The sequence below is a fragment of the Thalassospira sp. UBA4513 genome, from assembly GCF_002388495.1.
Taxonomy (GTDB): Bacteria; Pseudomonadota; Alphaproteobacteria; order Rhodospirillales; family Thalassospiraceae; genus Thalassospira; species Thalassospira tepidiphila.
On the sequence record NZ_DGMR01000036.1, the window covers coordinates 1 to 12,926 of the forward strand.

Annotated in this window: 11 protein-coding genes; 4 read left to right on the plus strand and 7 right to left on the minus strand. The window is 55.0% G+C overall.

The window, feature by feature from the left end; translation table 11 throughout:
• The first annotated feature begins 533 nt into the window (after window positions 1-533).
• Complete coding sequence (locus tag B2T33_RS14830; protein WP_286792456.1) at window positions 534-1,634, plus strand: TRAP transporter substrate-binding protein; 1,101 nt, start codon at window positions 534-536, stop codon at window positions 1,632-1,634.
• An 84-nt stretch (window positions 1,635-1,718) separates the two neighbouring features.
• Here the strand turns inward: B2T33_RS14830 and B2T33_RS14835 are convergent, their stop codons facing one another.
• Window positions 1,719-2,111: a hypothetical protein gene (locus B2T33_RS14835; RefSeq protein WP_008892314.1), complete on the minus strand. Its 393-nt coding sequence runs from the start codon at window positions 2,109-2,111 to the stop codon at window positions 1,719-1,721.
• 138 nt (window positions 2,112-2,249) lie between these two features.
• Between B2T33_RS14835 and B2T33_RS14840 the strand changes: the two genes are divergently transcribed.
• Complete coding sequence (locus tag B2T33_RS14840; RefSeq protein WP_286792457.1) at window positions 2,250-6,218, plus strand: hybrid sensor histidine kinase/response regulator; 3,969 nt, start codon at window positions 2,250-2,252, stop codon at window positions 6,216-6,218.
• 101 nt (window positions 6,219-6,319) lie between these two features.
• On the plus strand, window positions 6,320-6,922 hold the full coding sequence (locus B2T33_RS14845) for a hypothetical protein (RefSeq protein ID WP_286792459.1): 603 nt from the start codon (window positions 6,320-6,322) through the stop codon (window positions 6,920-6,922).
• Between the two features lie 47 nt (window positions 6,923-6,969).
• Here the strand turns inward: B2T33_RS14845 and B2T33_RS14850 are convergent, their stop codons facing one another.
• The 6 genes from B2T33_RS14850 to B2T33_RS14875 all read right to left on the minus strand — a co-directional run bounded on the left by B2T33_RS14850 (window position 6,970) and on the right by B2T33_RS14875 (window position 11,535).
• Window positions 6,970-7,350 (minus strand): helix-turn-helix domain-containing protein, encoded by a 381-nt coding sequence (locus B2T33_RS14850; RefSeq protein ID WP_286792460.1) that lies wholly within the window; start codon window positions 7,348-7,350, stop codon window positions 6,970-6,972.
• Between the two features lie 24 nt (window positions 7,351-7,374).
• Window positions 7,375-7,677, minus strand: coding sequence for a type II toxin-antitoxin system HigB family toxin (locus tag B2T33_RS14855; RefSeq protein ID WP_064790809.1), 303 nt, complete (start codon window positions 7,675-7,677; stop codon window positions 7,375-7,377).
• A gap of 96 nt (window positions 7,678-7,773) precedes the next feature.
• A complete protein-coding gene (locus B2T33_RS14860) occupies window positions 7,774-8,388 on the minus strand; it encodes a LysE family translocator (RefSeq protein ID WP_286792461.1) in 615 nt (204 codons plus the stop codon).
• A 209-nt stretch (window positions 8,389-8,597) separates the two neighbouring features.
• Window positions 8,598-9,425, minus strand: a complete 828-nt coding sequence (locus tag B2T33_RS14865; protein ID WP_286792462.1) for an AraC family transcriptional regulator — start codon at window positions 9,423-9,425, stop codon at window positions 8,598-8,600.
• 65 nt (window positions 9,426-9,490) lie between these two features.
• The gene (locus B2T33_RS14870) at window positions 9,491-10,732 is read right to left on the minus strand and encodes an AI-2E family transporter (RefSeq protein WP_286792463.1); all 1,242 of its coding nucleotides are present in this window, start codon (window positions 10,730-10,732) and stop codon (window positions 9,491-9,493) included.
• A gap of 131 nt (window positions 10,733-10,863) precedes the next feature.
• Window positions 10,864-11,535, minus strand: coding sequence for a response regulator (locus B2T33_RS14875; RefSeq protein WP_286792464.1), 672 nt, complete (start codon window positions 11,533-11,535; stop codon window positions 10,864-10,866).
• 432 nt (window positions 11,536-11,967) lie between these two features.
• Here B2T33_RS14875 and B2T33_RS14880 point away from each other — a divergent pair.
• A partial coding sequence (locus tag B2T33_RS14880; RefSeq protein WP_286792465.1) for a M1 family aminopeptidase occupies window positions 11,968-12,926 on the plus strand: 959 nt, incomplete at its 3' end.

A 12,926-nucleotide genomic window follows, 5' to 3' on the forward strand; every position in this document is an offset into this window, starting at 1 on the left:
TATTGAGGTTCCACAGCTAGAGCACGTCGCGTTTAATCTGCACCATTTTGCCGGAGACAGTCTTCTGTCGCACTAGGAAAGATCCGCAAAGCGTAGCGGGGCTACGGTCAAGGATCCTGACGCAGTGGGGCGGAAGGCTGTCCCGGCCCGAAGGGTTTGATTTTGGCGACGTTTCGCGGCGTTACATCGTTTGACCGATGCGCCGCATCGCTCTGCACGCTGTGCCTTGCCAAACAGTTCGCCAAAAACAAACAAAATGATACAGATTAAACGCGACGTGCTCTAATATCTTTATCGGACCTTCGGTTCGATCCCCGATCAGGGACTGCCATTCTGGCAGTCCCTTTTTGTTTGGCTCTATGGTTGAAAATTTATCGACGAAATGTCGATGTCATGCGCTCAGTGCGATGCTGCATCCCGCAATCGTTAATTGTTGCTTGCGCCAAAAACCGTAACTTTGGACCCAAACAAGGTTACGAAATTATCTTCGTGAACTTTTTACGCAAAATTTTACCAATATTGGGAGCCCCACAATGAAACGTCGCGCGTTTCTGGGCGGTGCAGGCGTTGCCGCAGGCGCATTTGCCGCTACTGCCGCTGCACCATCAATCGTCAAAGCAAATGAAACCATCAACTGGCGCATGGTCATGCCCTGGCCGAAAGGAACACCAGGTCTTGGCGCGAACGGCGAACTGTTTGCCGAACGTGTCAACAAGATGTCGGGCGGTCGCCTGAACATCACCGTTTACGGTGCGGGTGAACTGGTCCCGGCGCTGGAATGCATGGATGCGGTCGAACAGGGTGTTGCTGATCTTGCGCACTCCACCCCGTATTACTGGTTTGGCAAGGACCCGGCTGTTTCATTCTTTACCACCATTCCGTTCGGTTTGATGGGCTGGGAGCTTTCCGGCTGGCTGCGCTTTGGCGGTGGTCAGGCGCTGTGGGACGAGCTTTATGCCCAGTTCAACGTCAAACCGTTCCTGGCCGGTAACACGGGCCTTCAGGCAGGCGGCTGGTTCAACAAGGAAATCAACTCGGTTGACGATCTTAAGGGTCTTAAGGTCCGTTATGCCGGTATCGGTGGCGAAGCCATGCGCCGTCTGGGTGCGACCCCGTCGCTTCTGCCGGCCGCCGACATCCTGCCTAGCTTGCAGTCGGGTGCGATTGACGCAGCCGAGTGGGTTGGTCCGTGGAACGATTATGCCTTTGGCCTCGCATCGGTTGCCAAATACTACTACACCCCGGCATTCGCCGAACCGGGTTCGGGCATCGAAGTCTTTATCAACAAGGACAAGTTCGCTGAACTGCCCGAAGACCTTCAGGAAATCGTCGCGGTTGCCGCACAGGCCAATGCCGAACAGACCCTGTCGGACTTCGCGTTCAACAATATTCAGTCCTATCAGGCGATCCTTGAAAAAGGCACCGAGATCCGTCACTTCAATGACGATCTGATCAATGCTTTTGCCAAGGCCTCCAAAGAAGCGCTTGAAGAAATTGCTGCGAAGAACGAGCTCACCGGTCGTATTTATGCGTCCGTGATGGATTTCGCCAAGAAAGCCGCGCCCTACGGCAAGGAATTTGAGGCAACCGCGCTTAACCAGCGCGCCAGTGTTTTTGCCAACGGCACGTACTAAGCCATCAGGCATCTTAAATGAAAAAGGCCGGCACCTTCGGGTGTCGGCCTTTTTTGTTGCCAGGTGTTCGCTGCTATAAACGGCTTAGTGCACGGTCGGCGCTTTTGGTGCTGCGGGCAAATCGAACGTGAACCTGTCCTGATCCTTAAGCTCTTCATTTGCCGCGCGTTTGACCAGTTCGGCGGCGAGGACCAGCGACGTTTCAATCGCCCATTTAAGCTGTTCGACGGCACCTTCGTTTCCGGCATTCAGTGCCTCTGGCAGGATGCGTTCCTGAAGGAATTTGGCGACACCAGCAAAGGCGCGCGCGGCACTTTCGCAATTGTTGCGTTCGACCATGAAGCGACCGCTTTGTTCAATCGCATCGGCAATCCCGGCCAGATGGCCCATCATGATGCGAATTTCGGCGTCATCGGTTTCCGTCTTTTTCGCGACGAACCGCAGGATACCGGCGTAAAAGCCATAATCAGAAGCCATCTGAACCACGCTTTCCTTGATCTTTGGTCTCAAAACGATTTGCGCCGTTTTAGACAATTCACCCGCCGTGGTATAGTCCCCGATAACAGATAATTGTGACCGCCTGAATGGGCGGCGATAACAAGGGCGCTTACGTCGATGCTTCAGGGCGGACTGATCTTTATTGTTGCCATGACCTATATCGGGTTGTTGTTTGCCATTGCCCATTATGGCGACAAATATGCCGACAAGTGGCGCGCATCGAGATTAAAGCCGACGATTTATGCCCTGTCGATGGCGGTCTATTGCACAAGCTGGACCTTCTTTGGCTCGGTGGGGTCGGCTGCCACCGGGGGATGGGCGTTCCTGCCGATCTATATCGGTCCGATTTTGGTGATGATTTTCGGTTTTGGCATCATGACCAAGATCGCGCGCGTCTGTCATAAGCAAAACATTACCTCGATTGCCGATTTCCTGGGTTCGCGCTATGGCAAAAGCCAAAGTCTGGCTGCCCTTGTTGCGCTGATCGCGGTGGTTGGCGTGCTGGCCTATATTTCGCTTCAGCTCAAAGCGGTTTCGATGTCGTTTGATGTACTGATCGGCGATCTCGGCCAACAGGTTGTCCGCCATTCCGAAGGCCATTTTTCCAAGGATACGGCGTTTTATGTCACCATCCTGATGGCGGTGTTCGCCATCCTGTTTGGCGTTCGCTATATCCACGCATCCGAACATCATGATGGCCTGATCCTGGCCGTGGCATTTGAAAGCCTGATCAAGCTTGCAGCCCTTCTGATGGTCGGCTTTTTCGTCGTTTACGGGATGTTTGACGGCTTTGTCGATATCAATCAACGCGCCCTGTCTGATCCGACTGTGCGGCAGATGTTTATTCCCGATACCTGGCTGACATCAAACTTCTTTATCGCCACCATGCTGGCGGGGTTTGCCATTTTCTGTCTGCCGCGCCAGTTCCATGTGACCTTTGTTGAAAATGATGACAGCCGCAACCTGACCAGCGCGCGCTGGCTGTTTCCGGCCTATCTGGTTGCGATCAATATCTTTGTCGTGCCGATCGCGATTGCCGGTCTGTTCATGTTTGGCCATAACCCGGCGGTTAATCCCGATACCTTTGTTCTGACCTTGCCGTTGCTCGGTGGGCAGAACTGGCTGGCGGTATTTGCCTTTATCGGTGGTTTGTCGGCCAGTACCGGGATGGTGATTGTGTCCTGTGTCGCGGTTTCGACCATGGTCTGTAACGATCTGGTCATGCCGCTTTTGCTGCGTTCTGAACGGCTCCAGAAACGCATGTCTGGCGATGTCAGTCAGGTGTTGTTGAAAATCCGCCGGGCCGCCATCATTGCCATCCTGTTTCTGGCTTATGGTTTCTATCGGTTCCTCGCGGAAAACTATGCGCTGGCGGATATCGGGATGCTGTCCTTTGCCGCCATGGCGCAGTTCGGCCCGGCGGTTCTGGCCGCGATCTACCTTAAAAACATCAACCGGACCGGGGTGCGGCTTGGCCTGACTTCGGGCTTTGTGCTTTGGGCCTATACGCTTTTGATGCCGGCCTTTGTGCAGGGCGGGTTGTTGCCATCCTCGCTCCTGACTGACGGGCCGTTTGGCATTGGCATTCTGAACCCGCAGGCCCTTTTGGGTGTGGGGATCGAAGATCATCTGACTCACGGGGTTGTCTGGTCGCTTGGCGTGAACTTTGTTTTGATGTTTGTCGGCTCGGCCGTCGGAGTGCAGGGCGTCACCCAACGCCGTCAGGCGCAGGTCTTTGTCGATGTCTGGCGCAAGGATACCAAGGCGCGCAACGATACCTGGCCGGGCCGGGTGACGCTGGGCGATCTTGAAGATCTTGCGGCAAGGTTCCTTGGTAAGCATTGGGCGCAGCGCGCCTTTCGCAATTACCTGCAATCGCGCGATGGCGAAACCAAGCGATCCGATCTTGCCGATGTCGATGCCGCGAACTTTACCGAACATCTGCTGTCTGGTGCCGTCGGGGCGGCATCCTCGCGCGTGGTGATGGCGCTTCTGCTGCCCGACAAGGCCGTATCACGCCGCGATGCGATGGAACTGCTTGATGAAGCATCCGAGGCCATCAAGTTCAACCGCGACCTTTTGCTCAACACGCTTGAAAACATCTCGCAAGGGGTCGGGGTGTTTGACCAGAACCTGCGTCTGGCCACGTGGAACCACCGTTTCATTGATTTGCTTGGCATTTCAACCAGCGACATTCAGGTCACATTGCCGCTGTCGGAGCTTGTCCATATCTGCCGCGATAACGGCAACCGGGCGGTCGATATTGATATTCTACTGGGGCGCAATGCCGCACCCCAGATGCGCCGTTTGCCCCATACCTATGAGCGCAAGCGTGCCGATGGCATGGTGCTCGAAGTTCGTACCAACCCGATGCCTGATGGCGGGTTTGTGGCGACCATCGCCGATATCACCGCGCGCGTGCGTACCGAAGAAGCCCTGCGCGATAGCGAACGTAACATCCGGATCTATACCGACAACATTCCGGTGATGATTGCGTACGCCGATAAAAATCAGCGCCTGCGCTTTACCAACCGCCCGTATGAGCGGATGTTTGGTCTGCGTCGGGTCGAGGCCCACGGCATGTCCGTCCGCGAAGCAGTGGGCGAGGAACGCTATGTCCATCTCGCCCCGATGATCGATCTTGTTTTGCAGGGCTACCGCCAAAGTTTCGAGATCGAATTCCCCGCCATTACGCGCAACCGCAATGACGAACGCGCCACCCTAGGTGTGCGCGAAGGCCGTTATGCCGAAGGCACCTATATCCCGCACTTTGACGAAACCGGCGAAGTGCTGGGCTATTTCTGCATCTATCACGACATCACCGAACGCAAGACCGCCGAACAGGCGCTGAAAGAAGCCAACGAAGGCCTTGAAGCCCGCGTGACCGAGCGAACGCATGCGCTTGAAGTGCTGAACTCCGAGCTTTCAGACGCCAAGGAGCAGGCCGAAACCGCCAACGATACCAAAACCCGCTTCTTTGCCGCGGCCAGCCACGACCTGCTTCAGCCACTAAATGCCGCGCGCCTGTTTACGGTGGCACTTGGCGGCAAGCAGGGGCTGGCGGATGACATACTTGATCTGGTCGGCAAGGTCGATCTGTCGCTCAAGGGGGTTGAAGAACTCCTCAACGAGCTTCTTGATATCTGCAAGCTGGACGCTGGCGCGATGCAACCGACCATTCGCGACTTTGCCATCAATGATGTGCTGGGCGCGCTTGAAACCGAATTCGGCCCGATTGCCGAAAATGCGGGGCTCAGCTTCAAGGTCCATAAACGCGATCTGTGGGTGCGCAGTGACAGTCGCTTGCTGCGGCGTATCCTGCAAAACTTCATTTCCAACGCGATGCGCTATACCCGCACCGGCGGGGCGGTGGTCGGCTGCCGCGTGCGCGGTGACACGCTGAAACTCGAAGTCTGGGATAGCGGGCCGGGCATCCCCGAAGACAAACTGAAAATCATCTTCCGTGAATTCCATCGTCTTGAAGGCCCGGAAACCACCGATGTGAAGGGGCTGGGGCTTGGCCTTGCAATCGTGGATCGCCTTGGCAAGTCGCTCGGCCATCCGGTTTCGGTGCGCTCACGCCCCGGTCGCGGCACGGTCTTCTCGGTCGAAGTGCCGCTGGGTGTTGCCGATACAGCCGCCACGCCCAAACCCAAACGCCGCATGGCGGGCGAGTTGGGCGGCCTGCGCGTGCTGTGTCTTGATAACGAACCAGCGATCCTGGATGGCATGCGCGCCATGCTCGAAAACTGGGATTGTGTCGTGGTGACGGCCCAATCCGGCACGGCTGCCGAAAGCCTGCTGACACAGGAAGTCGATGGCAAAAAGCCGTTCTCCCCGGACATCATCCTTGCCGACTACCACCTTGATTCCGGCCAGACCGGCCTTGATTTCCTGATCCGGCTTCGTGATGTTCACGGCGTTAACGTGCCGGGCGTCATCATCACCGCCGACCGCGCGTCCGAGACCGCCGACCTGATCGCCGCCCAGGGCTACTCGCTACTCAACAAACCGCTCCGCCCAGCCAAGCTGCGCGCGCTGATGACACGCGCGCTTAACCGGTTGGGGAGTGATGCGGCGGAGTGAAGAGGTCAACGGTACTTTGAGGAGTGCTTTACAGGTACTTTATTTGTGAACGTAGACGGATTGCCGCTGGAATGGTTTAGTCGGTTAGGAGATACCGGGAAATGGACTTAGTCCGCTTCAGTCAGATCTTTGCAATGTTGTGTTTAGTAGGCTGCCAAACCTCTGGAAGCAATAGTGTGGCTTGGCCCGTTGAGACGTTCCCGCACGGATGCGAACACATTGAGACATTCGTATCGGGGCCTCCTCTATGTACCACGCAACTTTTTCCTGAAAAGGGATTTTCATACAGAGAGGAGTTTGATGCCTGCCGACAGAGCGTCCAGTTGTATGTTGCTTACATCGACCGAATGAAAGAGTGTATGGTCAATAAAACCAGGACAAATATCGAAGATATCGCGACAGGGTTTTCAGCATTGGTCGCCTGTAAGGCGACGGGAAGCGATCATTGCTCCTCGGAAAAGGTCAGGCAGTTTTATAAAGACGTTCCAGAATCGGTGATAGGTTTGTGGTTTCCCCAGAGCTGTGATCGGACGGGAGAATTCAGTAACCAATTGTGTACGAAAGACTTGAGGAATGATGCTAAAACTATAAGTGAGATGCATCTTTCCAATGCAGAGCAATTGCTTGAGACTATGGATGAGTATTCCGAGGAAGCAATCCGCTCTTTCAATTGCATCGCAAATCGAGAGAAATATTGTTTGTGAATTTCAAGGGCTTCTTGTTGAGACGGCTCTAACCTGAGTTACTTGATCTAAGCACTCTCTCGAACCGGCTGAATCAAAACATCCGCCGGAATACCCCAAGCCTCATTCAGTTTCCTGATCTGCGTTAGCGACAGACTGGTTTTATGATTTAGAAATTCTGACGCACGGGAACGACTGCCAAGCAGTTTGCCAAGTTCGGCGCGATCCAGTCCGTTTTGCTCCATGTAAAACAGCACAGCTTCGACCGCATTCGGGGCTGCAATCGGGAACTGTTGCGTTTCATATTGGTCAATCAGGATACCAAGCACTTCGAGCTGATCGGCTTCAGGTGTGCCGGGTTTGGCATCCCAAAGCTCTTCAAGTTGTTCCATCGCGGCTTCATAGTCCGCTTCGGTCTTGATCGGCTTGATGGCATAGGCTGTTTGCATCGTTTGGTCTCCTTCCCAATCTGATCAGAACTTATCGACGGTCTTGGCATCAATTTTGTCGTAATCGGCATGGGTGCCAATAAACTTGATCCACGCGATTTGAACGTCATAGCGAAAGGCGACGATCAGGCGATAGTCATTACCATGGATTTTGAACCGGATCCGTTCGGCGTTAATGCTTTTCGCCGTACCAAAGACAGCCAGGACATCCTGATGGTTTTGCCAGTTCGCTTTACGCGTTCGGTCAAACCATGCCCTCAAGGGTTGCTCGGTTTCGGGGTGTTTGGTCCAGAAATCGACAAGCACCTTTCGGGCAATGATGCGCATTTAGCGTCCTTGTCTCAGCGTGTTTCAACATTTCGATTTGACGGAGAATAGCATGTTCCAAAAAATGGAACAATGCTATTCTCATGCGCGAGCAACTTATCGCTCTGTCAGCATTAGTTTCGCCCCCATCAGAACAAAGGCTCCCGCGAAGCTCTTGCCAATCAGGCTCATAACCTTTGGGCGTTCGATGATATGGCTGCGCAATGCGCCAGCAAAGCAGCCATAAACCGCAAACACACCAAACGTCATCGCCATGAAAATCAGGCCGAGCAGGGTCATCTCGAGCGTTGTATTGGGCGTGTTAGCGCTAACAAATTGCGGCAGGAAGGCGAGGAAGAAGACTGAGAGTTTGGGGTTTAGCAGGTTGAGCAATACCCCGTCGCGAATGATTTTAAGAACGCCCGCAGCACTTTCATTGGCGGTGACTTTCATCGCACCCGTCCCAAACCACATGCCCCAGGCCATATAGAGCAGCCACGCCACACCAAGATAGCGCACGATTTCAAAGGCGACTACGCTGGCATGGAGCAGGGCGGCGAGGCCAAGGATGCTGGCGGTCATATGCGGGACGATACCCAGCGTGCAGCCAAAGGCCGCCCAGATGCTGGCCTTCATGCCGCGTCCCAGTCCAAGTGCCAGGGTATAGATCACACCGGTGCCGGGCAGGACAACGATGATAAGTGAGGTTATCAGGAAATCGAGGCTGATCATTTTGCATCCGTTCGTTGAAGGTTGTTGCCCTCAATCTACGAATGGCGAGCCAAGCATTCTTGAACGGAATTGCAGGATGATTTTGCCAAACTCGTCATTCCGGGCGGAGCGGAGCGCAGACCCGGAATCCATGGCCCGTCGAGGCAAAGATGGATTCCCGCCTTCGCGGGAATGACGATTGGGTTGGTGGCGGTATCTGTGGTCGTGGATTAGTTTCCGCGAACGGCGCGGGCATAGCGGCCCGGTGTCAGTCCAAAGGCACGGACAAAGTGGCGGTTCAGATGGCTTTGATCGGCAAAGCCCGCGGCACTTGCGATATCGGCAAGGGTATCGCCGGATTTGATCATGGTCCTTGCAAGATCAATGCGCCGCTGGATCAGATAGGCGTGCGGGGTTAGGCCCGTCGCACGGGTAAAATCGCGCAGCGTCTGAAATTTGCTTAAGCCCGTTGCGTCGGCGAGGTCATCAAGGCTGTGGCTGTGTGTCGGGCTGTCATCGAGTAACGCCTTGGCGCGTTTGATCCGGGCAAGGGCAACGGCTTGGCGCACGTTTGATTTCTGGGTGGGTTCACCGGGGCCGATCATGGCGTGATGGAGCATCATCAGCAGCATTTCTTCCTGCCGGAGCCGTGCGCTTTGTTCCGATCCGTTGGTGATGGCATCGAATAATGCGCCAAAACATTGCCGGACGTGGGGGCTATCCATCACGGGGCGGGTGAATTCATATTGATCGGTGGCGGTTTCAGAAAGGTCACTTGCCGCGCGCGCGATCAGATCCGGGTCGAAATACAGCATGTTCCATCCGCGCGGCGCATCGCCAATCGGATGGCCATCATGCACTTCGCGGGGATTGACCGTGATGATGTTGCCTGCCCCGGCCTCGACCATGCCGCGCCCGGACGCGGATTTTTGCGCACCGGAATGCATGAAGCCGATGCCAAACGCCTCATGCGTGTGTTTGGCAAAGGAATGGCGTGTTTCGGCCATGACGGCTTCAACACCCAGACAATCATGGGCAATGACTTCGACCTTGTTCATCGCACAAAACTGGCAGCGTTTGCATATTTTGGCAATGGCGTAGGGTTTGGTGCTGGCTGATAAAGCTACTTACCGTTTGTCGGAATGGTGCGGTCGGGCGTGTTACTGGCTGCATGCGGGCCAAGAAGTTCACGAAGCCCGCCCAGGCCTTCGACGTGATTGGAAATGACGCTGGCAACGATCAGAAGCGGGACGGCAACCAGAATGCCGACAAAGCCCCAAAGCCAACCCCAAAGTGCAATGGCAAGCACAATCGCGACCGAGTTGATTTTAAGCCGGTTGCCAATAAGCATCGGCGTGATCAGTTGCCCCTCAAGCACCGTGCAGGCCAGATAAAGTGCCGGTGCAATCAGGGCCTGTCCGGTGGTTTGCATCGACACAAGCGACACCACGCCAACAATCACCACACCGGTCATCGCCCCAAGGATCGGCACATAGTTCAGCACCGCCGCCGCGATCCCCCAAAGAACAGGGTTGGGCAGGCCGATAATCGCCATCAGCGTGCCGATCACGATGCCAAGCAAGATGTTGATTGCGGTAATGGTTGCCAGATAGCGCGAAACTTCGCGTTCTACGTCATGGGCAATACGCAATCCCTTGCGCCGGTCGCCAAAGGTCGGAAGCGAGCGGATCAGTTTCTGATAAATGCGATCACCCCCCGACAGGATGAACAGCAACAAAACAAGCATCAGCGCAATGCCCGCCAGAATATCGGGTGCGCCTTGGGCGGCCTGACTGATCAGGTTGGGTTCGGCAACAACGACCCTTTGAACGTCTTCATCGCCATTATTCTGATCGGTGGCCTCGGAGACCTGCTTTTGGGCTTCGCGGAGTTTATCAAGCGGTTCGCTAAGATCGGCAAGGCGCAGACGCAATTGGCGCTCGATATTCGGCGCTTCATCAATCCAGCCCGATACCGGGCCGCTCAGGCCATAAATCCCGGCAATCACAGTCGCGCTGAGTGTCAGAACAATGGCAAAGGCCGTAACGGCATTGGGGATGTAGAATTTCGCAAAGGTGCGGACAACCGGCGAAAACACAAGCGACAGCAAAAACGCCAGAACAACCGGCAGCAAAAGACTTTGCGCGACGTAAAGACACCCCAATGCCAAAACCACAAATGTGCCGATCACTGAAATCGTCCGCGCCCGGCGGTACACCCGCGCACGCGCATTGGCGCGGCGTTCCGCATCACTGGGGACAGTCGCATCCGTTTCTGCCGCCGTGCCATTGGCGGGCGGATTGGCATCCGATGTTTCGGAGGCTTCAGGTGTTTCTGGCGAATGCGCGCCGCATCTGGCCGACATACAAGGACTCCCGACAGGGCAGGGCAACCGCCTGCAAACGTTTTTTATCTGGATGTATGGATTAAACGGCTGAGCAGCGGGGAAGTTCCGCGGGCTGGAACCTCAAGGTGGATTTAGCCAAATTCGACCAATCAGGCCTCGATCGCCGGTTCCTGCAACTGCAATTCGCGCGCGATGATAACGGCCTGTGTCCGGCTATGGACCGAAAGCTTGCGCAGGATGGCCGATACGTGGGCCTTGACCGTCGCCTCGGTGACATCAAGCTCATAAGCGATCTGCTTATTGAGCTTGCCTTCGGTCAGCATGTTGAGAACACGCAATTGCTGCGGGGTAAGCTGGCCGATCTTTTCGGCAAGGCCGGTGGCTTCGTCATCACTTGGGCCGTTTTCCATGGCCTCGCGCGCCCAGTCGGGCATCCACATGCCACCATCCAGAACGGTCTTGACCGCAAGGCCGATCTGATCGACCGGGGCTGATTTCGGGACAAAGGCCGATGCGCCATATTCGATGGAACGGCGCACAACAGGCAGTTCCTGACTGGCCGAAACGATGGAAACCGGAATGTCGGGATAGGATGCACGCAGAGTAAACAGGCCGGTAAAGCCATTCATGCCAGGCATATGAAGATCAAGCAGGACAAGATCGATATCACCCTTGTGGGCTTCGATCTGGTCAATGGCTTCATACAGGCTGCCCGCTTCAAGGACCGATACGTTTTCCAGTTCCGAGCTTAACGCCTGTTTGAGGGCTCCGCGCACTAGCGGATGGTCATCGGCGATCAGAATCTGGAACGTTTCGGACATTGGCGATTTTTCCCCTGAAAGTTATCATTCCCCGACAGGTCGCAATTATTCTATCCCGTTCAAGCGGAACTCACAAATTATTAGGTGAGAAAAGGATGGGATATTTTTGATTTTGGTAGGGTGCGACCCGGTGGACGCCGATCTGCATGAGAAGATGTTTTGTCTGGAAAACCGGCAGAAAGGTTGAGGGAAACCAAAGATCACTCTCGCCCCACGAAATGTGAAACTTTGGCCCCCCTCGCGCCACCGTTTGAGAGTATGCCCATTAAAATCGGCGCCGTAAACTCCGCATTTGAGGAAAAATGAAATTTATCCTATCAGTGTTATCGCTGACCCAAATTCAGTTCTGAAACACCACACTGCATTGCGAAATTGGCGATTTTATACAATCCGTTCCAAAACCGCGCAGCCCAAGGAAAAAAGGACCCTTAAATGTCTGAACAGCCGCAAGAGATTCGTCGCGAAGACTATAAGGAACCTGACTTTATTGTCGAAAAGGTCGAACTGGTTTTTGACCTTGATCGTGACGTGACAAATGTCAAATCGCGCCTGTTTATGGCTGCGAATCCTGTGCGCGGTACCGGAAAGGGCGACGAGGTTTTCCTCCATGGCGAGGATATGAAGCTTCGTTCCGTCACCCTCAATGAAACCCGCCTGGCGTCCAGCGATTTCACGGTTGATCAGGAAGGCCTGCGCTTTAAGGCACCGGGGCAAAACTTCATTGCCGAACTTGAAACCCAGATTTCGCCAGCCAATAACACCCGGCTTGAAGGCCTTTATGTTTCGCAAAGTGCCTTTTGCACCCAGTGCGAGGCCGAAGGGTTCCGCCGCATTACCTATTTCCCGGATCGCCCGGATGTCATGGCGACCTATAAGGTCACGATCAATGCCAATAAGGAAAGCTGCCCGGTTCTGTTATCGAACGGCAATCTGATCGACAGTGGCGATCTTGACGGCGGCCGTCATTTTGCCGTGTGGGAAGATCCGTTCCCGAAACCATCCTATCTGTTTGCGCTGGTCGCGGGGGATCTGGCCTGTGTCGAAGACAGTTTCAAAACCATGTCGGGCCGTGATGTGGCGCTGCGCATCTTTGTCGAACATGGAAATCAGGATCGCTGCGATTATGCGATGGACAGCCTGAAACGGTCGATGAAGTGGGACGAGGAGACCTACGGGCGCGAATACGACCTCGACCGGTTCAACATTGTCGCGGTGGGCGATTTCAACATGGGTGCGATGGAGAACAAAGGCCTCAACATCTTCAACACGAAATACGTGCTGGCGGACGAGGAAACCGCGACCGACGCAGACTTCGACGCGGTCGAAGGCGTGATCGGGCACGAATATTTCCACAATTGGTCGGGCAACCGGATCACCTGCCGCGACTGGTT

Coding starts and splice junctions, on each gene's coding strand:
- B2T33_RS14830 (WP_286792456.1), top strand. CDS start 534: ATGAAACGTCGCGCGTTTCTGGGCGGTGCAGGCGTTGCCGCAGGCGCA.
- B2T33_RS14835 (WP_008892314.1), bottom strand. CDS start 2,111: ATGGCTTCTGATTATGGCTTTTACGCCGGTATCCTGCGGTTCGTCGCG.
- B2T33_RS14840 (WP_286792457.1), top strand. CDS start 2,250: ATGCTTCAGGGCGGACTGATCTTTATTGTTGCCATGACCTATATCGGG.
- B2T33_RS14845 (WP_286792459.1), top strand. CDS start 6,320: ATGGACTTAGTCCGCTTCAGTCAGATCTTTGCAATGTTGTGTTTAGTA.
- B2T33_RS14850 (WP_286792460.1), bottom strand. CDS start 7,350: ATGCAAACAGCCTATGCCATCAAGCCGATCAAGACCGAAGCGGACTAT.
- B2T33_RS14855 (WP_064790809.1), bottom strand. CDS start 7,677: ATGCGCATCATTGCCCGAAAGGTGCTTGTCGATTTCTGGACCAAACAC.
- B2T33_RS14860 (WP_286792461.1), bottom strand. CDS start 8,388: ATGATCAGCCTCGATTTCCTGATAACCTCACTTATCATCGTTGTCCTG.
- B2T33_RS14865 (WP_286792462.1), bottom strand. CDS start 9,425: ATGAACAAGGTCGAAGTCATTGCCCATGATTGTCTGGGTGTTGAAGCC.
- B2T33_RS14870 (WP_286792463.1), bottom strand. CDS start 10,732: ATGTCGGCCAGATGCGGCGCGCATTCGCCAGAAACACCTGAAGCCTCC.
- B2T33_RS14875 (WP_286792464.1), bottom strand. CDS start 11,535: ATGTCCGAAACGTTCCAGATTCTGATCGCCGATGACCATCCGCTAGTG.